Origin of the sequence: Aeromonas sp. HMWF016 (assembly GCF_963878195.1) — a bacterium.
GTDB classification, from domain to species: domain Bacteria; phylum Pseudomonadota; class Gammaproteobacteria; order Enterobacterales; family Aeromonadaceae; genus Aeromonas; species Aeromonas lacus.
On the sequence record NZ_CAWNWX010000096.1, the window covers coordinates 50,234 to 71,533 of the forward strand.

A 21,300-nucleotide genomic window follows, 5' to 3' on the forward strand; every position below is an offset into this window, starting at 1 on the left:
GTGTATCGCGCCGGCAAACCTGCCATCAGCGGCGAGCCCAATCCCCCGGCAACTATCGCCAGCGAGGCGGCACGCATTGGCGCCAACCTGCGTCAGGTCGGCGTTGATTTTCGTGGCGATGAGCATGAGAGCAGCTGGGATTACCACGGTCTTCACCAGTGGTGCGACCTGCCCAAACCGGCCCTGCCACTGATGAACGCGGTGACTGTACTGGCGGCGCTGGAATCCCTCGGTTTGCCGTTGCCGGAGTCTGCCATCCGCGACGGGCTTGCCAATGCTCGGCTGGCTGGCCGGATGCAGCAGCTGCAAAGCGCTCCGCTGGTTATCGTCGATGTGGCCCACAATCCCCATTCGGCCGCCTATCTGGCCGCCCAGCTGCGCAAGATGCCCTGTTCGGGTGTGCGCCGCGCCGTGGTCGGCATGCTCAAGGACAAGGATATGGCGGGGTCGCTTGCCGAGCTCGACGGTCTGATCGGCGAGTGGTATCTGGCCAGCCTGACCGGCCCGAGGGCGGCAAGTGCGGCCCAGTTGGCACAGGCGCTTGGCTCCGGAGAGGGGCCGGCGACGACCTTTGACAGCGTCGAGGCTGCCTATCAGGCGGCCTTGGCCGTATCGAGTCCTGACGATATGGTCATTGTGTTTGGTTCGTTTTACACTGTCGCCGATGTGCTGGCGGGGTTCGCCAGCTAGCCAGCCCCTCTTTGTCGGGGGCATGCCATGAATTGGATCAAGTAAAGGAAGTAGGAGTCAACTTGGCCTCGAAGTTTCAAAACCGTCTGGTGGGGACCGTTATTCTGGTGGCCCTGGTCGTTATTTTCCTGCCGGACCTGCTGGATGGTCACAAGCTGGCGCAAAAGGAGGAGGCGTTTGCCAAAATTCCGCTGCGTCCCGATCTTGAGCCGGCCAAGCCCGCGCTGCAGGTATCGGCGGCAAGCACTCTGCCGGCCGAGCATCTGGCCAGCCAGCAGCAAGCCTCGGCCGCCCAGCAGTGGCAGGTGGAAGAGGTCGCCGACCCCATGATCCTCGGCAATCAGGGGAGTGCCGCCCAGCAGGCCGGTGCGCAGGTTGCCCAGCAGCCGGTACAGCAAGCCGCGCCTGCCAAGCCGCAACCCAAGCCGGAAGTGGTCGCCAAGGCGCCGGTGGAGCAACCCAAGCCGGCACCGAAACCGGTTCCGACCAAGCCGGTCGAGGTTGCCAAGGCTCCGACTCCAGCGCCAGCCAAACAGCAGGCAGGCCAGATCAAGTCCCTCGATGACCTTATCGAGAGCAAGATGAGCCAGCCGACCACGCCAGCGCCCGCCGCGGCACCGGCGCAGGGGAGCTGGATCCTCCAGCTCGGCGCGTTCAAGAACGTCGACAGCGTCAACGCACTGGTGAGCAAGCTGCGGGCTGCCGGCTATTCGGCCCACACTTCGCCACGCACGCCGGTGCAGGGGCAGATCAACCGGGTCTTTATCGGGCCGGATGTCTCCAAGGCCAAGCTGCAGGGGATCCAGGGGAAGATCTCCCAGATGACGGGGCTGAGCGGCTCGGTCGTCGCCTACAATCCCTGATTGTCATTGCACTCACATCACAACACCGCGCCCGTCGCGGTGTTGTTTTATATGGCTGTCGTCATTTTTAAATCCCGCGTCGCAAAGGCAACCACCCGGTTGGGATTTGCGGGGAGTTGGGTTAGTCTGAGCCCTCTGTCACCCATAGGAGTTCAAGATGATCCTCTCGACAACCCCCACCCTGGAAGGCAAGAGCATTCGTGAATACCGCGGCATCGTGGTGGGCGAAGCCATCCTTGGCGCCAACCTTTTCAAGGATCTCTTTGCCGGGATCCGCGACATTATCGGTGGCCGCTCCGGCGCCTACGAAAAAGAGCTGGCCCGTGCCCGCGAGATTGCCTTTGATGAGCTCAAGGAGCGCGCCTCTGCGCTGGGGGCCAATGCGGTGGTCGGCATCGATATCGACTACGAGGTAGTGGGGCAGAACGGCAGCATGCTGATGGTCAGCATCAGCGGCACCGCCGTGGTGGTTTGAGATAGCAAGCTTTACCCCGTGCGCTGAACCTGCGTGTTGAAATGGCGAGCCGATAACCGGGTTATCGGCTTTTTTTGTGCACGATGTTTGAGAACAGAGATGCCAGATAGGGGGATGATGAAGATAGTTTTGAAATTAACGTATTGATTTTGTTTGTTTATATTTTTTCATAACGGCGGGCACGGGTTTTATTTTTTTTAACTGGGTCACCCTCATCGGCTGGACTAGAGTTGTTGCCATCAGGATGACCTCTCATCATGGATGACCCCACTTTTTTTGAACCACCATTTCTTGAAGGCGTATCAGGATGTACAAAAAATCTGCTCTGTTGACTGTTATCACTCTGGCCATCGCTGCTTATGCAGGCAGCGCGGCGGCTACGGTACCGAACTTTACCGCTGCCTGCCCGATGAATATTCAGGTCAAGTCGCAGGATGGCAATGTCTATATCAACGGCAAAAAGGCCTCGCTGAAGACCAATGCGCCCAATGCCTACTCTGCCCAGAGCGGCAAGATCATGATCGGTATCAGCGCTGATTCCTCCACCAGCGAGCCGAGCATTGATTACGCCATCAAGCACGATAACCGTGCCAACGGCATCTGCACGGTGCAATCCTGGTCGGCAGGTAAGGCCACCTCTCTGCCGATGGCCAAGGGGGATTCTCCCTATCAGGGCAAGTGGATTGCCAAAAACAGCGGGACTGGCCAGACAGTGGCCGTCATCCGGGTTGATGGCAAGGAGCAGGTGTGGGTCAACGACGTCAAGGTCAAGGCCAAGCGTGCCGATGGGGCGCTGCAGATCCGTCAGGGAATGATCCTCTATACCCTGCAGGGCGATCCGCGGGTGCGCGGTGAAAGCGAGTGGCAGGATAGTGATGCAGGCTCGACTGGCCCTATCTCCTTCGAATAAATCTGTTTCCCAATTCCGATAAAAGCGACGCAGGCCATGGCCTGCGTCGCTTTTTTACTGGTCTAGTGAAGGGGCGTGCTATGAGCGATTACACCCCGGCCAGAGTATTGCCTTCGCCGTACCAGTCCAGTTTGTCAGCCAGGGTCACGACCGAACCGATGATGATCAGGCTCGGGCTCTCTACCTGAGTGGCCAGTTGCGCCAGCTGTTGCAGCTCGCCGCGCACTACCCGCTGGCTGAGCCGGGTGCCTTGCTCCACCAGCGCCACCGGGGTGTGGCCGGGCAGGCCGTGAGTCTGCAGCTCGTCCTGAATGCGGCCGGCATGGGCCAACCCCATGTAGAAGACCAGGGTCTGGCGGGGCGCAGCCAGCGCCGACCACTCCTGAGCGATATTGCCCTCCTTGTCGTGGCCGGTGATGAACTGCACCCGCTGAGCGTGATCACGGTGGGTGAGGGGAATGCCGCTGCAGGCGGCGCAGCCTGAGGCCGCCGTGATGCCCGGTACCACCGAGAAGGGGATCCCCGCCTCGGCCAAGGTCTCCAGCTCCTCGCCGCCACGGCCAAAGATAAAGGGATCGCCCCCCTTGAGGCGCACCACCTGTTTGCCAAGGCGAGCCTGCTCCAGCAACAGCTGGTTGATCGCCTGCTGGGGCACGCAGTGGCGGCCCGCCTCCTTGCCGACGAAAATCCGCTCGGCATCCCGGCGAACAAGTGCCAGCACCTCCTGCGAGACCAGCCGGTCATAGACCACCACATCCGCCTGCTGCAGCTGCTGCAAGCCGTTCAGGGTGAGCAAGCCTGCATCGCCGGGGCCTGCGCCGACCAGGGTGACGCTTCCCTTGCTCTGCACCGGCTCATTCAATAGCTCGACGACGCTCTGCTCGGCGGCCTGCTGCTGGCCACGGGCCAGTTGGCGGGCGAGGCGATCATGGCGGAACAGCCGCTCCCAGAAGTGGCGGCGGGCCAGCTTGTCCGGAATGAGTTTGACCCGCTCGCGCAGCTTGCCCGCCAGCGCCGCGAGCTGGCCGAGGTGCTGCGGCAGCATGGCTTCGAATTTTTCCCGCAGCTGGCGGCTCAGTACCGGTGCCGAGCCGGCGCTGGAGATGGCCACCATCAGCGGCGAGCGGTCGATGATGGCGGGCATGATGGCGCTGCAGTGGGCCGGAGAGTCCACCACGTTGCAGAAGATTTGGCGCAGGCTCGCCTCGCTGAAGACCTGATGATTGACCTCGGTCTGGTTGGTGGCGGCGATCACCAGCCACTTGCCATCGAGCAGCTCGGGGTGAAAGTCGGCGGCGCAGACGGTCAGGCGACCCTGCTCGGCCCAGCTCATCAACTGGGGTTCCAGGTGCGGGGCATTGATGGTGATCTTCGCCTTGGCATCGAGCAGCAGGCGCGCCTTGCGCACCGCTACCTCACCACCGCCGACGATAAGCACCGGCTTGTTTTGCAGCTGACAGAAGAGAGGGAGAAAGTCCATAACAGGCTCCGGATGCTGGCCCGCTCGCAATGCCGCGCCGGGCCAGATGACGGGGCGCGCCGTGACGCACCCCGGATGGTCGGGGGAAAGGCCCCCAACGGGAATAAAAAGGGGGAAGCGTGATCCACGCCCGGGCCAACGACAGATCCCCACCGGTTGTCGGCCACTATGATCAGCTTCCCCAAACGAGGTTTTTCCTATTGCACCGCTTTGACATGCATGTTGGCGACGTACTGATCTTCGGCCCAGAAGATACGGTCAGCGACCATGGCTTCCGGGTTGAGGGTGACGCCGCGCAGCACCCGCTCCTTGAACTTGTGATAACCGGCCCGGTCGATAAGGTGACCCATGTGCAGGTAGATGGGCTTGCCATCCAGCATCTCGGCCTCGAACTCGAACAGGTTCTTGATCACCGCATGCAGCACCTCTTCGGTGACCCAGTTGAGAAACAGCTTGCCGGTACGGGGAGTCTTCTTGCTGGTGCGTCCCCCCAGCTTGACCATGTAGAGCTGCTTGGGATCCCGCTGCCAGGCCATGGTCGGGCAGGCCAGCACGCACTCGCCACAACCGATGCACTTGCTCTCCTCCTTGACCGCCTTGCCATGTTTGATGGCGAGGCAATCCACCGCGTGGTGGCTGCACGCCTTGACGCAGGCGCCGCAGCCGATGCAGCGCTCGGCATTGAAGTGGATTTTGGCGATGCCGAGGATGCCGAAGTCGGCCATGTTGGCCTTGGCGCAGTCGTTGGGACAGCCGGCGATCACCATCTTGAGGTGATAGGGGTTGGGGTAGAGGTGCTTCTCCATCCGCTGGGCCAGCCCGGTACAGTCGATATTGCCCTTCTGGCAGATGGTGTTGCCCTGACAGGCGACGATGTTGCGCCCGCCGATAGTCTGGTAACCGGCTTGGGTGTCCGCTACCTCGATGCCGCAGGTCTCCACCTCGATCTCCCTGATAAAGGGTTCGAGGGCAGCGTTGACCTTGTCCATGTCCTGATACTTGATGCCGGGCATCGCCAGCTTCTGGCGAGTGGTGAGGTGGATCAAGCCGTTGCCGTACTGTTCGGCGATCTGCTGGGCCACCGCCAGCAGGTGGGCGGGCATGATCCCGCCGGGAATGCGTACGCTGATCATCGCTTCGCCGCGCACCTTGGAGAGGCGGTATTCGTTCTTGGCGCGGGCCTTGATGATGTCGATATCGAGACTCATGGTGTTCTCCCTCAGTCGATCAGATGCTGGGCCTGGTCAAAACGAAAGACCGGGCCATCCACGCAGATATAGGTGTCGCCCATCCGGCAGTGGCCACACTTGCCGACGGCGCAGGCCATGCGGCGTTCGTAGTCGACCCAGATGCGATCCTTGGGGATGCCGCGCTCAAGCAGGGCGAGCACCACGAAACGGATCATGACGGGAGGGCCGACCACGATGGCCTGGATATCCTCGCTATCCGAGAGATCCAGCTGGTCGATGTAATCGGTGACCCGGCCGATGCGAAACTGCTCGCTCTCCTCACCCTCATCCAGCGTGACGATGAGATTCTGGCGCTCGGCCCAGAGCGGCATCTCGTGGCGATAGAGCACCGCCTGCTCGTTCTTGAAGCCGAGGATCATGTCGAGGGACTTCACCTGTTCCGGGTGTTTGCTAAAGCGACGCAGCAGCCCCTTGACCGGCGCGACGCCAGTGCCGCCCGCCACCACGATGAGGTGCTGGTTGCGATAGGCTTCCAGCGGATAGCCGTTGCCGTGGACGCCGCGCATCCACACCTTGTCGCCCACATCGAGGGCAAACAGCGCATCGGTCACCTTGCCGACTTTGCGGATCAACAGATCCACATAGCCATCGCCATAGTCGGAGACCGAGATGGGCGCTTCGCCGACGGTGGGCAGGGAGATCTCCACAAACTGGCCGTAGTGGACATCAAAGTCGCGGGAGACCCGAAAGTTCCACTCCAGTTCGGTGTGACGCTCGATGGCCAGAATGGTGTAGGCCTTGGGCAGCAGGCGGTTTTCGACCGCTTCCTGCTGCTGTTCTGCTGTTGCGGTTTGTTGGCACTGGCACATATCAGTTCGCCCCCTGCGCGTGGTCGGCTGCGATGGTCTGTTCGACCACATCGGTCATTTTGTTGATGATGTTGCTAAAGGAGATGTAGTGAGGGCAGCGATCGTCGCAGCGGCCACAGCCGACGCACATGTGCTCCTCCCCCTGACGGGCCTTGTAGTCGTTGACCTTGTGCAGGGCGCGATAACGGAGGCGCTCGCCATGTTTGGCGCGAAAACCGTGGCCACCGGCCATGTCGCTGAAGCCATCCACCATGCAGCTGGCCCACTGGCGACGACGTTCACCCTGCTTGGGGTTCTCCGCATAGGTGAGGTCGTGCACGCTGTAGCAGCTGCAGGTCGGGCAGGAGGTGGTGCAGCGGCCGCAGCCGATGCAGCGGCTGTCGTACTCGGCCCAGACCGGATGATCGGTGAGGATCTGGCGGATCCGCTGGGGGTCGTCACAGACGCTGTCCGGGGTGCGCACCTTGACCGGGTTGCTCTGGACAAACTCCGGGGCGAAGTCATCGGATTCACCCAGCTCGGCAAAGTAGCCGAACAGCTCGGGATCCTTGACTTCGATGCGGGCGCCCTCATCGCTCAGACGAATGGCGGCGGCGTAGTCCCGGGTCTCATTGCTGCCCATGGAGACGCAGAAGCAGTTCTCGAAGCTCTCGCGGCACTCCAGCAGTACCAGCTTGAGCTTGCTGCGCAGCCGGGCGTAGTAGACGTCCCTGTTCTGGCCGTTCTTGAGATAGACCTGATCCAGCCTGCGCAGGGCGTGGATATCGCAGCTGCGCAAGAACAGCAGGGTGGGCTTGGCTTCCACCTTCGATTCGCGCAGCTCCAGATTGTCGAAGTGGAACAGGGTCTGGGTGATGGGGAGCACCACCTCTTTCGGGGAGAAGTGGGACTTCTCCTGCCACACCAGATCGGCCGGATGGCGGATGCTGTGGTAGGTGACGTTGTCGGTGTCGGAGAAGCGACCGCCCCGATATTCGGCCGCAGGGGCCATGATCCGGTAATCGGGCAGCAGCCGTTCGAACAGCTGCACCAGCGCGGGCTGGGTGAGAAGAAACGACATAAATAAACACCTTGTCTGAGGGTGACATGCCTTGGCATTGAAAGGGGCGTGTCTGTCCCGGTATTGACTAGCCGGGAGAGCTACGCCGCTCTCGCCGCGGTCCGGTTTATGACTCATCTTGTTCAACTGACCCGATTGTTCTTGTGTGGCGGCGTGTGCGTCGCGGCAGGTCGGGTCATGCCTGTAAAACCCTTGTCAATTGAGCAGGGCCGCCTGATAGCCAGCGCACTTGCCCATCACGTATCCCATCTCCAGCTTGTTGATATCGCGGGTAAAACGGGAAACAGGGAAGTAGTCGGCCGGGGCGATCACCTCGATCTGGCAATCAGCGGGCGGATTGGCGATGAAATCGAGCGCCTCGTTGTAACTGCGATCCCGCTGCTCCAGCGCCTGTGCCAGCGCGGGGTGAGTCTTGAGCAGGGTGCGGATCATCCAGGGGAAGGGCATCGGCTTGAGCCGGTAGCCCAGCGGCTCGGAGAGGATCACCGTCATCTGGCGGGCGCCGCGGCGGTAGGCCTCGATCACCGGGATGGAGTCGGCCACCCCGCCATCGGTCATCGGCACCCCGTGCACCTGCGGATATTCGCGGGAGGCGAGGGGAATGGCGCAGCTGGCGGGCAGCACCTCATCCATGTTCTCCGGCTTGACCCGGATGTACTCCGCCTTGCCGGTCAGGGCATTGGTCACCACCGCATAGAAGGGGATGCCGCTCTCTCGATAGCGATGGATATCGAGGGGGTATTTGCGGCAGCTGGTGTGCCAGAGCCAGTGGATATCCACCAGATTGCCCCCCTTGGCAAAACGCAGCGGGTCGAGAAACTCCGGGGTGCAGGCCAGCTCGGTCAGGATGTCGTGGCTGCGGCCATGCTGGCTGGCGAGATAGGCCAGGAGGTTGGTCGCGCCGGCCGAGACGCCGATGGCAAAGTCAAAGGGACGGTAGTCACGTTCGATAAACGCATCCAGCACGCCGCTGGCAAATATGCCGCGCATGGCGCCACCTTCAACAACCAGTGCCGTGGGGGATGCGGTTCTATTCATGACGGGGTCCTCATTGAAATCGGCGTCGCAAGAGAGTGGGTCGGCGGCAAGCTTCAGGCTTGCCCGGGCGACCATTCTGGCTGACAGCGGGGGCTGGCTATCGCAATGAGGTCATTCTAGGAGCGTGGTTTTGTTTAGAATATCTGTTAATAATGAATCAAGCGTTTTGTATTTCTAAACGATGGCGAGCCAGCCGTTGTGCCAACAGGGGCGATAAGGGATAGTCAGGGCTCTGTTTTCACGGTTTGATGAGCCCCGGGGGATGTGACTGATGACGAGACTCCTTGCCCCGCCACTCCAGCGCGGCGACACCATCGCTTTTTTTTCCCCCTCCAGCGCGGCAACCGCCTGGGCGCCCACCCGTTTTGCCCGTGCAAAAGCCTTTCTCGAAGTGCAGGGCTTCCGGCTCAAGGCGGGCAGCCTCACCGGCCAGCAGGATCACTGGCGCTCCGGTTCCATCGCCGCGCGGGCCGAGGAGCTCAACGCCCTTATTCGCGACCCCGAGGTGCGTTGCATCATGTCGGTGATTGGCGGCAGCAACTCCAACTCCCTGCTGCCCTACCTCGATGTTGATGCGCTAAAACGGGATCCCAAGATCATCGTGGGCTACTCCGATGTGACGGCCCTGCTGCTCGGCATCTATGCCCAGACTGGTTTGGTTACCTTTTATGGCCCGGCGCTGGTGGCCTCATTCGGCGAGTTGCCGCCGCTGGTGGATGAGACGCTGGCCAGTTTTTTACAGATTGTGCTGGCCGACGAGGCTGGCGTCCCCTGTACGCTGCCGACCCCCGCGCAATGGAGCGATGAGCGGCTGGACTGGGAAAACCAGAACCGGGCCAAGCAGTGCCAGCCCAATCGGCTGATCTCGGTGGGCTCAGGTCGGGTGCAGGGGCGGCTGATGGGCGGCAACCTCAACACCATGGCGGGGATCTGGGGTTCCCCCTATATGCCGGCCATCGAGCGTGGCGATATTCTGCTGCTAGAGGACAGCCTGAAATCCGCCGAGACGGTGGAGCGCTCCTTCGCCCATCTCAAGCTGTGCGGGGTGTTTGATCGGATCGGCGCCCTTATCCTCGGCAAGCACGAGCTGTTCAACGATCAGGGCAGCGGCAAGCGCCCGCTCGATATCCTGCTGGAGGTGGTGGGGGAGCCGCACTTCCCCATTCTGGCGGAGTTTGACTGCGCCCATACCCACCCCATGCTGACGTTGCCGCTGGGCGTCGAGGCGGAGCTGGATCTCGACCGCCAGCAGCTCACGCTGCTTGAGCCCTGGTGGCACAGCGCCTGACGGGGGGCAGGAAGCAGACAAGGCCGCCGATGCGGCCTTGTCTGTTGTTGGGGGATGACATTGTCAGGGCAGGGCATCGGTCCGGAAGCTGGCGCGGATCTGCGGCACCAGCGGCGAGACGTCGAAACCCTTCTCCTCGCCCAGCACCGGATGGAGCAGGGGGCCGTCGCTGATGGGGGTGAGGTTGCCGGCCAGCAGCTGGCGAGTGGCCTGTCCCATCTGATAGAGCTGGCGCACCGGCGCAAACTGGGTCGCCAGATTGAGGGAATCATCGGCGCGGGTGAAGGCCATCATGGGGATCTGATAGGTGGCATCGCGCGCCGGTTTGTCGCCGTGAATGCCCTTGCCGGCCGACATCAGGAAGGGCTGGTGATCGCCAAAGGCGACAACCAGATAGCGCTTGCCAGACTGATCGAGACTCTTGAGCAGCCGCTCCAGCGAGGCCATGGCATCTACCACCCCGGTGTAGTAGGTGTTGAGCAGCTGTCTGTCACTCTCGCTCTCGTTCGGGCAGGCGCCGCTGTGCTCCTGTGCCTGATAGCGGGGGCCATCGAAGGGGCCGTGCCCCTGCATGGTAACCGCGTAGGCAAACAGCGGTTTGTCATCCTGTTCGCTGCGTTTGAGCAGGTGATCGACGAGGGCATCGTCCGAGATATAGAGCCCCTTGTGCTCGAGGGTGGTAAAGCGGCTGTCGAACCAGCGCTCCTGATAGCCAAGCGCCGGGATCGCCTTGGCGCGGCCCCAGAACTTCTCCACATAGGGGTGGACGAAGAGGGTCTGGTAGCCGCTCTGGTTGGCGCTCTGGGCCAGCCCCGGCACTTGATCCGAGAGGTAGTAGTAGGGCACCACCCCCTGCTTGAGCAGCCCCACCGGCAGGCCCGTGTTCATCTCGAACTCCGCCAGCACCGTCATGCCGCCAGTGGTGGGGGAGTGGATGGTCTTGTGCCACTGCTGGATGGTGGCGGGCAGGTTCAGGGTGGGAACGGGGGCGCAGAGCCGCCCCTGCCAGTCGAGCATCAGCGACTCATATTGCAGCACGATCACCAGATCCCAGCGCGGCGCAGCCCCCTGCGGCGGTTGGCTCAGCTGGGGGGTGAATTCGTTGATCTGCAGCGGGTAGCGAAACACGCTGCCCTGCTCCAGCATCTCGTCCACCAGATTGAACAGGTAGAGGCCGGGGCCGGAGCGGATGATGTCCCTGTGGTAGTTGACCGCCCGATCCACGTAGCGCACGTTGGCCCCCAGCAGCTTGTTGCTGGTCTGGGTGGCAAACACGCAAAGGGCAAAGAAGGCCACGGTGGCGGCGGCCGTGCGCAGGATCCAGCGGGAGAGGGCAAAGCGCCAGCAGAGGAAGAGCGCGATAGCGCCGCCGAGCAGCGGCACGACGGGGTGCTGATCCTGCAGGATCCGCAGCAGCGCCATCAGGTTGCCGAGATCATCGCCGCCGAGCGGCACGCCGTAGATGGCGATCTTCATGAAGTTGGCCAGCAGTCCTATGCCGGAGAGGGCGGTAAAGACCAGCCCCATGTAGAGGTTGAATCCGGCCAGTGCGCAGAGGCTCCAGCCCAGCACCATGCTGCCCCAAGCGAGATAGTAGTGCTCCGGGCGAAAGCCTGACCAGAGCAGAAACTCCCCCAGTTTGAATACCACGAAGCCGTGCAGCAGCACGAAGGTGAGGTTGCCGAGCAGCAGGCTGCCGATGATGCGCCAGCGCAGACTGCGGCGCAGCCTTGGCAGCACCGCCTTCAGCACGGCGGCGCTCAGCGCCAGTACCAGCGTCAGGCTCACCATCAGGTAGGTGAGGTTGAAGCCCTGCTCCGGCAGGGTCTGCAGGATCTGGCTGAAGTCACCGCTCTCGGGGCGGTCTGCCAGCAGCAGGCCGATCCGCAGCTGGTAACGGCTGGCCAGCGCATCGTCCGGGGCGCGCAACGTGCTGTTGAGATCCAGAGTGCAGCGGTTGTTGCGGCACACCTGACGCTTCTCCACCGGCTGGCTCAGCTCGTCGATCCGCTCCCCCTTGTCGTTGAGCAGCTCCACCCGCACCTTGTCCCCCGGCTGGAGCTGCCCTCGCAATTGCCACTGGCTGCGCACCACCAGATAGAGGCCACGGCTGTCGCTCTTGTAGAGAAGGGCGTGGCGGGTGAGGGTGGCCAGCGGATTGTCGGCGGGCCCCAGCACCAGCGGTTGGGCACGGCCAAGCCAGCTGCCGGGATTGATGAGCGGCAGCAGCAGGGTCACGATGAGCAGGCCACCGAGCAGGATCAGCAGCAGGCGGGAGAGACTCAGGGCGCGGCGACGGCCTGAGAAGGGGCGATTCATATCAGCTCATCCTTTGAGCAAGTGAGAGAGATGCAGATCATCTGCATACTATTTGACCCGATGGTGCGTGGCCGGTTCATGGATGTCAATTTAATGACCGCCTGATGAATTTTTGGTTGCACTTCGGCCCTGCATATTGTGATCCCGATCGAGAGGTTGTCCGGAATATGTGATGAAAGCGTCATCATGAACGTTTGCTGCTGGTCTGCGAGAGAGGTGCTGTTTAGTCTCTCAGTAGCGACAGGAGGTACATGTATGAATCCCAAGGTGATGGCACGGCAAGCCAGATTGCTGCGTATGCTCGAGAGCAAGGAGGAGATCCGGGTCGGGCGCGAACGTGACTGTCCGCTTCCCGTGGCGCAGCTGGTCAGACTCAAGGATTCCCATCCGTCGGTGATCAAGGTCTATCGTCACGGTCTTACCGCCGAGGTGTTTCATCTCAAGATCGATGGCCATCACTGGTGCCTCAAGCGGCGCCGAAACGATTCGCTGGTCGCCAATCTCGATGGCAAGACCGCTTTCCTCACCGAGCTGGAGCGGCGGCGCGAAATTGAAGCGCTGCGCGAGTTGCATCCCACCGTGCTCTCCCACGTGGTCTGTACCAGCTTTGGTTCGGCCCGTGCCGGCATTCTGGTCTCGCCCTGGCTGCGGGGCGTGCCGGTGCATCAGCTCAACGAGCGCAATCTGGCACAGATGCTGGAGGTGCAGGGGGAGCTGGCTCGCTGGGGCTGGTTCGACTGGGATCCGAGCCCGGGCAATCTGCTCGATGACGGCGAACATATCAGCGTGTTCGATTTTGGTTACATGTGGCCCTTTGATCCCCGTTTCGAATACAACTCCAATGGGCTGGTCGACCCGCAATTTCATGTGCCGGAGCGGCTGGAGACCCGCACCCTTTCCGGACTCTGGCTCGATGAAGCCGATCCTTTGCCGCAATTTCGCTACTGGCGCGAACTTTGCCTCAAGTGGGTGAAGCGGGAGATCCATCACCTGATCCGCGAAGGAGCCAGTGCCCCGGTGCTGGCTCGTCTGCACGCCCTGCAGGGGGAGTGGAGCGCCGCGCTGGCGAGCGACGAGGCGCTGGTCGCCAACTGGTGGCGGGATATGTATCGCAGCCACCGGCTCGATGTGGCTGACGATCTCAGTGGCCGCAGCTGCAGCCCGCTCACTTTGCGTCGTCTCGACTGGCTGGAGCAGGCGGTGACCAACCACTACGAGCTGCTGGTCGACAATCTCTCCAGCGAAGAGCTGGGGCTGGGCCAGAGCGAGCTGCTGGCCAGATTGCAGCGCCAGCGCCGCGAAGTGATGGCGTGCCAGTTGCCGGTGACCACCTGCGCCTGAGCCAACGCCTCAGCGAAACAGAAATGAAAAGGGCACCTTGCGGGTGCCCTTTTGCATGGTCGGATTTGCCAGCCGTGAGGGTCAGTCCAGCAGCTCCTGATGGAGGCGGTTGACGATCTGGCCCGCTTCGCCCTCTTTGACCAGGAAGCATAGGTTGTGGGCGCTGGCGCCGTAGCAGATCATCCGGATGTTGTGGTCGCGCAGGGCATCGAATACCCGGCTGCCCACGCCGTTGACCTCGCTCATCCGGTTGCCGATCAGCGCCACCAGAGCCAGCTCGTTCTCCACCTCGACTTTGCAGAGCTGGCTGAGCTCGGCCAGCACCTTGTCGCTGAGCACCGGTTCGCCATTGCTCTGGCTGCCGGTGTGATCCAGGGTGAGCGACACGCTCACCTCCGAGGTGGTGATGAGATCCACCGAGATGCGGTGGCGGGCCAGAATGCCGAACACCTCGGCCAGAAAGCCATAGGCGTGGAACATGTTGAGGCTGTGCAGGGTGACCAGCACCTGCTGGCGACGCAGGGCCACGGCGCGAAACAGCGGACTGGTGTCCGTGGTGGAACGGATCCAGGTTCCCCCCGCCTGCGGCTCCCTGCTTGAGCCGACAAAGACCGGAATGTTCTGGCGCACCGCCGGTTGCAGGGTGGCCGGGTGCAGCACCTTGGCACCGAAGGTGGCCATCTCCGCCGCTTCGACAAAGCTGATTTCGGGAATGGGGCGGGCCCGGGTGACGAGGCGCGGATCCGTGGTGTAGATGCCGGGCACATCGGTCCAGATCTCGATACTGGCGGCATCCAGGGCTTCGGCGAGCAGGGCCGCGCTGTAGTCAGAGCCGCCACGGCCAAGTGTAGTCGTGCGACCATCGCCATCGGCACCGATAAAGCCCTGGGTGATGACGAGGCTGTCGCCGAGCACCGGGCCCAGCGTCTGCTGGCAAAGATCGCGAGTCGCGTTCAGATCGACGGTGGCCTTGCCAAAGCGGCTGTCGGTGCGCATCAACTGGCGCACATCCTGCCAGTGGGCATTGACGCCGCGCTGGCGCAGCAGCTCGGTAAAGAGGCGGGTCGACATCAGTTCGCCGCAGGCGATGAGGCGATCAGCCAGTTCGGCATCGGTCTGCTGGTGGGCTTGCTGGGCCATGAGGCGGATCTCGTCCAGCTGGCCATGAATGAGGGCGCTCACATCGCCGGGGTTGCCGAGATCGGCCAGAATGGCCTGCTGAATGTCGGACAGCTTGGCAAGCTGCTCGTCGCGGCCCGTTTCGTCCAGTTCGCCCTGAGCCAGTGCTACCAGCAGATTGGTGACGCCGGCGCTGGCGCTCAGCACCACGATGCGGGTGGCGGGATTGGCCAGCACGATATCAGCGCAGTTGTTCATGGCGGCGGCGTTGGCGACACTGGTTCCGCCAAACTTGGCGACATTGATCGGGCTCATTGCTTACTCCTGTCTTAATTTAAAAATCCGGATCCATCGGGCAAAAAAGAGAGGAGGAGGCTGAAAATGGCAGGAATGTGCGAAGCGATCCCGGCCAGAAGCACTCCACCCGCAGAGCCCATCCCGTACCCGCCCCTGACAGGGCGCGGTGGGGGATGACCACTACCGATGACAACCCGGGGGATTCAGCCCCCGCAGCCGACACTGAGGTTTCCAGTCTCCTCAGATGTCTCGGCGCTGCTCCCCCTGACCCAAGTTCACCGGACTCTGGCGTCCTCCCTCGGGCTGCCTGGGCAGCGCTCCTCTTCTGGCTCCACCATGGCGGTGGAGTGCATTTAGAAATACCTTGCGTTGGATTGGACTGTCAATCGAGTTTGTAAAAAAGTTCAAAATGTCAGCTAACTCAACGCAGAATCAATGGGTTACACAATGGTTTTTGACAAAACCTTGGAGCGACGCTGCCAGTTGTAGAGGCGCTGACGCTCAACCGGCAGATCCTCCACTTCCAGCGGCTCGAACCCCCGCTCCCGGAACCAGTGGATGGAGCGGGTGGTGAGCACGAACAAGCGGCGGATGCCGAGCCGTTTGGCCCGCTCGGCCACCTTGGCCACCAGCTGATCACCCCGGTTGGAGTTGCGATAGTCGGGATGGATGGCGACGCAGGCCATCTCCGCCATCGCCTCTTCCATAAAGCAGTAGAGGGCCGCGCAGCCGATGATCAGGCCATCGCGCTCGATGATGGTGAACTTGTCGATCTCCATCTCCAGCTGCTCGCGGGAGCGGCGCACCAGAATGCCTTCCTCCTCCAGCGGGCGGATTAGATCGAGAATGCCGCCGATATCCTCGATGGTGGCGGCACGGGCCTGCTCGGCGCTTTCCCGCACAATCTGGGTGCCGAGACCGTCGCGGCTGAACAGCTCCTGCAGCATGGCGCCATCATCCTGATAGCTCACCAGATGGGAGCGCGGAACCCCGCCACGACAGGAGGCAATGGCCGCACGCAGGTAGCGGGCGGTGCCGGACATCTCTTCGCCAGCCTGCTCCAGCTCCACCAGCAGCTCTTCGGCCTGTTCGGGGAAGAGCTCGGAGATGGCTTCGCCGCGCCTGTCCATTACCCCCTGGGTGCTGCTAAAGCAGATGAGCTTGTCCGCCTTGAGATCGACCGCTACCCGGCGGGCCACCTCTTCGGAGCTCAGGTTAAAGCTCTCGCCGGTGACCGAACAGCCGATGGGGGAGATGAGCACCAGACTTTTCTGGTCGAGCTGGCGGGTGATCCCCTCCACGTCGATGCGGCGCACCCGGCCGCTGTGGCAAAAGTCGATGCCATCATCCACCCCCAGCGGCTGGGCGGTGACGAAGTTGCCGCTCACCACGCTGATCCGCGCCCCCTGCATGGGTGTGTTGGCGAGCCCCATGGATAGCTGGGCTGTGATGTCATATTGCAGGCCGCCACACACCTGTTTGATGATGGTGAAACTTTCGTCATCGGTGACCCGGATCCGCTTGTGATACTGGGCCTCGATACCGGCGCGGGCCAGCGCTTCATCGTTTTGCGGACGTGAACCAAACACCAGCACCAGGCGTATGCCCAGTGTCTGCAGCAGGGCGATATCGCTGACGATATTGGCGAAGTTGGGGTGGCAGATGGCTTCTCCCCCCATCATCAGCACAAAGGTGGCACCCCGATGGACATTGACATAGGGGGTGGATTGCCGGAAGGCATTGACCAGACTGGGTTCGCGTTCACGCACTTGATATTTCTTCCATAAAAAAACAGCGATTGGCTCAATATATGAAAATTAATTCACAAATCAAGACTAAATATTGATTTTTGCCGTTTCTGGTCCACGAGGGGCGGGTTGGCCGTGCGGATCGGGAAAGGATGGTTCGAAGCGCAGATGGCCGCCGGAGCGAGCGGGGAGGGGCCCGCCGGTTGATCCGGCGCGATAAACTGCTATCTTCGATGCTCCTTTTCGTCAGCTGTGTGATTTCACAGGGTTTTATACAAGGACAGAATTCATGGAACAGATTATTTCACCGGCAGATGCCCTGCCGGGACGACGCGAAGCGATGGTGATTGGTCAGCAGCATGCGGTGAATGGCAACCCCACTCAGGGGCCTTGGCCCGAAAACATGGCGATCGCCTGGTTTGGCATGGGCTGTTTCTGGGGTGTGGAGCGCCTGTTCTGGCAGCAGCCGGGCGTCTACTCCACCGCGGCCGGCTATCAGGGCGGCGTTACCCAGAATCCCACCTACAAAGAGGTCTGCAGCGGCCTGACCGGCCATGCCGAGACGGTACAGGTGGTGTTTGATCCGGCGGTGATCAGCTACGGCGATCTGCTCAGACTGTTCTGGGAACAGCACGATCCGGCGCAGGGGATGCGTCAGGGCGGGGACATCGGCACCCAGTATCGCTCGGTGATCTTCTATGGTGACGAGAGCCAGCAGATCATTGCCCAGCAGAGCATGGCGGCCTATCAGCAGGCGATGGCGGCAAGCGGCGACAGCCGTGCCATTACCACTCGCATTCTGCCGCTGGCGCCCTTCTACTACGCCGAGGATTACCATCAGCAATATCTGGAGAAAAATCCGGATGGCTACTGCGGATTGGGTGGCATTGGAGTCTGTTTGCCGCCCAGCCTGAACCGCTGAACAGGTTTGTAGTCGATTTCTTAATAAAAGTGAAAATAAATGGTCGGAGGAGGGAACTTATTGCGACCAGTCGGGACTAACTAGGTAGCGTCCAGGGATCGGATGCAAAGTCCAGACACATTTCTTGCCTTGATAACCGCCTGATGAATGAACGCACTGGCGGGTTGAAAATGATAGCAAGCAGGGCTGCCCATCAAGGCGGCCCTTTTCATATCTGCTTGTTTTAGCTCGGGAGGGGCGATCGGTCAGGCGATCGCGCTGTCGAAGAGATTCTTGATAAGATCGATGAACTCGATGAGGAAGGCCTTCTGCTCCGGGGTCGGCTCGCGCAGCCAGACGGCGGAGAGCACCTCTTCCAGGTCGGCGACCACGGCGTCCGCCTCCTGCATGATGGTAAAGCGCACCTTGGGTGCCAGCTGGGGGTTTTGCTCGCAAATGGCCATCAGGTTGCTGGCAACACGGCCACTGACCAGATCTTCGATGGTCTCTTCACCATCGTTCTGCTGCTGGGATTCAAACAATCCCAAACTCTCCACCAGATACTCGATCAGCGAGATATAGCCTTCACTTTCTACCACCATGGTTGCTGCCTCAATACAGTAACAATACGAAAATTAAGCGTATTTTAGTGGCTTGCCCTAGCTTGGCAAGCAGCAGTGCAGGCGATGGCGAGTAAAACTGACTCCACCCCGCTCCACGCACTCCAGCCCGGTCAACGTAAAGCCATGTCGTAAAAATAGCTCATAACTGAAGGCGCTGGCCTCGGTGGTGATGAGGGTCATACCGAGCCCTCTGGCCCCCGCGAGCGCCGTGGTGAGCAGCAGATTGCCCAGTCCCTGGCGCTGATGGTCGGCGCTCACATAGAGCAGGCTGAGGTGGCCATCGGGGCTCAGAGTGACAAATCCGAGGGGCACATTTGCCAGCTCCGCCACCCAGCCGTGGTGCTCTCGCAGCTGGCTGACAAAGCCGGGATGCCGGGCACCGAGCGCCCACTGCTCCACCTGCTCCGGGCTGTAGTGCTGGGGGCCGGTGTGGCGGATCGCCTGCTCGAACAGGGTGATCAGGGCTGGAATATGCTGCTCGCCAAGGGGGGCGATAAAGAGGAGAGGCGTCATGCCGGGGCACCCTGATCAGCGGCATTGCGGGCGGGCGCCATGGGCCGCTTGGATTTCGGCAAACCGGCGACAACCCGCTCATACGAGTGGTGCACCCAGCCTTGCCAGAGATCATCGGGCAAGGTGCTGTTCAGGGTCACTGTGTTCCAGTGTTGCTTGTTCATATGCCAGCCCGGTTTCACCTCGGGGTGAAGCTCGCGCAGCAACAGCGCCAGCTCGGGTTCGCACTTGAGGTTGATGGTGAGCGGGTCAGCTTGCCAATCCACCAGCGCAAACATCTTGCCCGCGATGCGATAGACCAGGATCTCCGGACCAAACGGGGTATCTTCCTGACTGCCCGGCAACGAGAGCAGAAAGTGGCGTAAAGGGGTTAACTCCATGGTCTGGTCTCGCTGTGGGTGATCCGAGCAGTGCGGTTGCATATCAATCAGGGGAAGGCATCTGTTACTATGCGCTGCCGAGTATACCCCCCATCACCAAGGGAGCCTATTGGATGTTGTATCACAAGACCTTTGAGCTTGGCCCCGAACGGGATTGGGTAGTGTTTGTCCACGGTGCCGGTGGCAGCTCCTCCATCTGGTTCAAACAGCTGCGCGCCTATCGCGAACACTTCAACGTACTGCTGCTGGACTTGCGCGGCCACGGCCAGTCCCACCAGCTGCAACAGGTGGTCAAGGGCCACTACAGCTTTCGGGAAGTGACCGAAGATATCGTGCGGCTGCTCGATCACCTCAATATCCGCCGCGCCCACTTTGTCGGCATCTCCCTTGGCACCATCCTTATTCGCCATCTGGCCGAGCTCTGCCCGGAGCGGGTCAAGAGCATGGTGCTCGGCGGCGCCATCCTGCGGCTCGATATCCGCTCGCGGGTGCTGGTGCAGCTGGGCCGACTAGGCCAGCATATCCTGCCCTATATGTGGCTCTACCGGCTGTTTGCCTTCATCATCATGCCGCGTCAGCGCCATCAGGAGTCGCGCAACCTGTTTGTGCGCGAGGCGCGCAAGCTCTGCCAGAAAGAGTTCAAACGCTGGTTCCGCCTCGCCACCGAGGTCAACCCGCTGATGCGCTACTTCCGCGAGCGCTCCCTGCCCATTCCCACTCTTTATGTGATGGGGGAGGAGGATCATATGTTTCTGGCTCCGGTGCGCGAACAGGTGGCCCGCGATGCCAGCTCCTCATTAGCGGTGATCGAACAGTGCGGCCATGTCTGCAATGTGGAGCAGCCGGAGCAGTTTAATCGTACTACCTTGGATTTTATTACTCGCCAAGTTGGTGTTGCTAACCCGTAATTGCCGTGCACTTGTATGGCTTATCGCAGCATTTTCACTACCAGCGTTGGCGGTGAAATAAATAAGCCCCTGACAGAAAAAGTCTGTTAGGGCCTTATTTTAATGCAATATATGCAGGACAAACTAGGAGCTAGCTCTATCTTTTGATCTAGCAATGTAGTTCATGCCTGTTAGTTCTGATTTCAAAAACTCATCATCCAATAGCTGCAGAAAATTAGAACAGCGTGATATGCTATTCAAATCAAACTGACTACCATCTTCTGTTAATTTTAGCTTCTCTTTATAGAAGGGTTTGCTCATGGCAAACGAGATAATTTCTTCATTAGATAAATTTTGTTCTATTACTGCTGAGTTTTTAAAAACCTTGACAAATTTTCTGGCGAAGTTAATTTCCTTGTTAATCTGTTTGTTAAACTTTTCTAGATTTTCGACAAGACCGCGCGATTCAATACTTGTACAGTATTGTGCTGCCTTGGCATGGATGATTTTGTCAAATCCTAACTCTCTCTCAAATGCTCTAACATCATTAATTAAATAGTTCTGTCCAATTTTGGCAAAGATAAAGTTGCTATTTAGTCTCAAAACATCATCTGTCATTTTTACGACGCGGGTCTCATGAGTTGTAAAGAAAACTCCTTTCCCCGAAGTCCATAGAGATGTTCTATGTATGTACTGATAAAATGAGATTACTTTCCCATCACTTCCTTTAAGTCTTATGACAACAGCTTTAATACTTGACAGACCTTTACTTCTAACTTGGTACTTGCCAATTATTTTATTGGCTTGCATCTCATTAACTTTATCTAAATACTTAAATTCATGAATTTGGTCATCAAAATCAAAATGGTAAAGCGCATGCTTTCTTTCGTCGGCATTAGATAAATTTGGAATTGAGAATTTTTCGTTATCAGTGAATTGGTTTTTCAGGTCACTGACAAAACTAACCATAAACTCATCCAGCCCCTCACTTTCAATATCAGAGTCATAAAGTTCATTATTGTCATCATCAATAAAGAAAACCTTAATCCCTGAGCATGTGTCTAGAATGCTCTTCATGTCACTTTTAATATCATCTCTAGTCATTATTTATTTTCCTAGCAAAGCAAACATCTTCTGAGATAAATTTATAGGCAATGTTCTGCCCTTTTCTTAAGTCATGTTTTGTTAATACGATTACGGAATGGTAATGGTTGACATGATCTGCTAACGTGGCCCTGTATAGTTTGTATCCATAAATAGATAGCGTAGGATTTGTATAATATTTATCTGTTCTAACAAAGATGATACC

20 protein-coding genes and 1 riboswitch are annotated in these 21,300 nt (G+C 59.9%); of the genes, 8 read left to right on the forward strand and 12 right to left on the reverse strand.

Annotated features, from left to right (window positions below):
• The 4 genes from AACS24_RS21965 to AACS24_RS15930 all read left to right on the forward strand — a co-directional run.
• A partial coding sequence (locus AACS24_RS21965) for a glutamate ligase domain-containing protein (protein WP_308810137.1) occupies positions 1-690 on the forward strand: 690 nt, incomplete at its 5' end.
• 62 nt (positions 691-752) lie between these two features.
• Positions 753-1,553 carry a cell division protein DedD gene (gene dedD / locus AACS24_RS15920; protein ID WP_108571284.1) on the forward strand — a complete coding sequence of 267 codons (801 nt, stop codon included), beginning with the start codon at positions 753-755 and terminating at the stop codon, positions 1,551-1,553.
• A gap of 157 nt (positions 1,554-1,710) precedes the next feature.
• Positions 1,711-2,028, forward strand: a complete 318-nt coding sequence (locus AACS24_RS15925) for a heavy metal-binding domain-containing protein (RefSeq protein ID WP_108571285.1) — start codon at positions 1,711-1,713, stop codon at positions 2,026-2,028.
• 307 nt (positions 2,029-2,335) lie between these two features.
• Positions 2,336-2,938, forward strand: a complete 603-nt coding sequence (locus AACS24_RS15930) for a hypothetical protein (protein ID WP_108571286.1) — start codon at positions 2,336-2,338, stop codon at positions 2,936-2,938.
• 88 nt (positions 2,939-3,026) lie between these two features.
• Here AACS24_RS15930 and cysG read toward each other — a convergent pair whose 3' ends face one another.
• The 5 genes from cysG to AACS24_RS15955 form a co-directional block, all read right to left on the reverse strand.
• Positions 3,027-4,418, reverse strand: a complete 1,392-nt coding sequence (cysG, locus tag AACS24_RS15935; protein ID WP_108571287.1) for a siroheme synthase CysG — start codon at positions 4,416-4,418, stop codon at positions 3,027-3,029.
• Between the two features lie 197 nt (positions 4,419-4,615).
• Complete coding sequence (gene asrC / locus AACS24_RS15940) at positions 4,616-5,626, reverse strand: sulfite reductase subunit C (RefSeq protein ID WP_033115959.1); 1,011 nt, start codon at positions 5,624-5,626, stop codon at positions 4,616-4,618.
• Positions 5,627-5,637: 11 nt separating this feature from the next.
• Positions 5,638-6,477, reverse strand: a complete 840-nt coding sequence (gene asrB / locus AACS24_RS15945; protein WP_033115958.1) for an anaerobic sulfite reductase subunit AsrB — start codon at positions 6,475-6,477, stop codon at positions 5,638-5,640.
• A 1-nt stretch (position 6,478) separates the two neighbouring features.
• On the reverse strand, positions 6,479-7,537 hold the full coding sequence (gene asrA / locus AACS24_RS15950) for an anaerobic sulfite reductase subunit AsrA (RefSeq protein WP_108571288.1): 1,059 nt from the start codon (positions 7,535-7,537) through the stop codon (positions 6,479-6,481).
• A 195-nt stretch (positions 7,538-7,732) separates the two neighbouring features.
• A complete protein-coding gene (locus AACS24_RS15955; protein ID WP_033115956.1) occupies positions 7,733-8,575 on the reverse strand; it encodes a patatin-like phospholipase family protein in 843 nt (280 codons plus the stop codon).
• Positions 8,576-8,846: 271 nt separating this feature from the next.
• Between AACS24_RS15955 and AACS24_RS15960 the strand changes: the two genes are divergently transcribed.
• Entirely contained in the window at positions 8,847-9,863 is a 1,017-nt protein-coding gene (locus AACS24_RS15960) for a S66 family peptidase (protein WP_108571289.1), read from the forward strand.
• 63 nt (positions 9,864-9,926) lie between these two features.
• Here AACS24_RS15960 and AACS24_RS15965 read toward each other — a convergent pair whose 3' ends face one another.
• The gene (locus AACS24_RS15965) at positions 9,927-12,182 is read right to left on the reverse strand and encodes an LTA synthase family protein (protein WP_108571290.1); all 2,256 of its coding nucleotides are present in this window, start codon (positions 12,180-12,182) and stop codon (positions 9,927-9,929) included.
• A gap of 255 nt (positions 12,183-12,437) precedes the next feature.
• On the opposite strand from AACS24_RS15965, the gene AACS24_RS15970 reads away from it, so the two are divergent.
• Positions 12,438-13,523, forward strand: coding sequence for a hypothetical protein (locus AACS24_RS15970; RefSeq protein ID WP_108571291.1), 1,086 nt, complete (start codon positions 12,438-12,440; stop codon positions 13,521-13,523).
• Positions 13,524-13,604: 81 nt separating this feature from the next.
• Here AACS24_RS15970 and lysC read toward each other — a convergent pair whose 3' ends face one another.
• Both lysC and argA read right to left on the reverse strand, forming a co-directional pair.
• The gene (gene lysC / locus AACS24_RS15975) at positions 13,605-14,957 is read right to left on the reverse strand and encodes a lysine-sensitive aspartokinase 3 (protein ID WP_108571292.1); all 1,353 of its coding nucleotides are present in this window, start codon (positions 14,955-14,957) and stop codon (positions 13,605-13,607) included.
• Between the two features lie 90 nt (positions 14,958-15,047).
• A riboswitch (Lysine riboswitch) is annotated at positions 15,048-15,272 on the reverse strand.
• 107 nt (positions 15,273-15,379) lie between these two features.
• Positions 15,380-16,708 (reverse strand): amino-acid N-acetyltransferase, encoded by a 1,329-nt coding sequence (gene argA, locus AACS24_RS15980; protein WP_108571293.1) that lies wholly within the window; start codon positions 16,706-16,708, stop codon positions 15,380-15,382.
• Between the two features lie 268 nt (positions 16,709-16,976).
• On the opposite strand from argA, the gene msrA reads away from it, so the two are divergent.
• On the forward strand, positions 16,977-17,609 hold the full coding sequence (gene msrA, locus AACS24_RS15985; RefSeq protein WP_005333739.1) for a peptide-methionine (S)-S-oxide reductase MsrA: 633 nt from the start codon (positions 16,977-16,979) through the stop codon (positions 17,607-17,609).
• A 245-nt stretch (positions 17,610-17,854) separates the two neighbouring features.
• On the opposite strand, the gene AACS24_RS15990 is transcribed toward msrA, so the two are convergent.
• The 3 genes from AACS24_RS15990 to AACS24_RS16000 are packed head-to-tail and all read right to left on the reverse strand — an operon-like array spanning position 17,855 to position 19,104.
• Positions 17,855-18,190 (reverse strand): DUF3802 family protein, encoded by a 336-nt coding sequence (locus tag AACS24_RS15990; protein WP_108571294.1) that lies wholly within the window; start codon positions 18,188-18,190, stop codon positions 17,855-17,857.
• Between the two features lie 57 nt (positions 18,191-18,247).
• On the reverse strand, positions 18,248-18,724 hold the full coding sequence (locus AACS24_RS15995) for a GNAT family N-acetyltransferase (RefSeq protein WP_108571295.1): 477 nt from the start codon (positions 18,722-18,724) through the stop codon (positions 18,248-18,250).
• The gene (locus AACS24_RS16000) at positions 18,721-19,104 is read right to left on the reverse strand and encodes an MmcQ/YjbR family DNA-binding protein (protein WP_108571296.1); all 384 of its coding nucleotides are present in this window, start codon (positions 19,102-19,104) and stop codon (positions 18,721-18,723) included. The genes AACS24_RS15995 and AACS24_RS16000 overlap by 4 nt, the downstream gene beginning before the upstream one ends.
• 113 nt (positions 19,105-19,217) lie before the next feature.
• Here AACS24_RS16000 and AACS24_RS16005 point away from each other — a divergent pair, with 113 nt between their 5' ends.
• Positions 19,218-20,012, forward strand: coding sequence for an alpha/beta fold hydrolase (locus AACS24_RS16005; RefSeq protein ID WP_108571297.1), 795 nt, complete (start codon positions 19,218-19,220; stop codon positions 20,010-20,012).
• A gap of 123 nt (positions 20,013-20,135) precedes the next feature.
• On the opposite strand, the gene kwaB is transcribed toward AACS24_RS16005, so the two are convergent.
• A complete protein-coding gene (gene kwaB / locus AACS24_RS16010; RefSeq protein ID WP_108571298.1) occupies positions 20,136-21,095 on the reverse strand; it encodes an anti-phage protein KwaB in 960 nt (319 codons plus the stop codon).
• Positions 21,096-21,300: the final 205 nt, after the last annotated feature.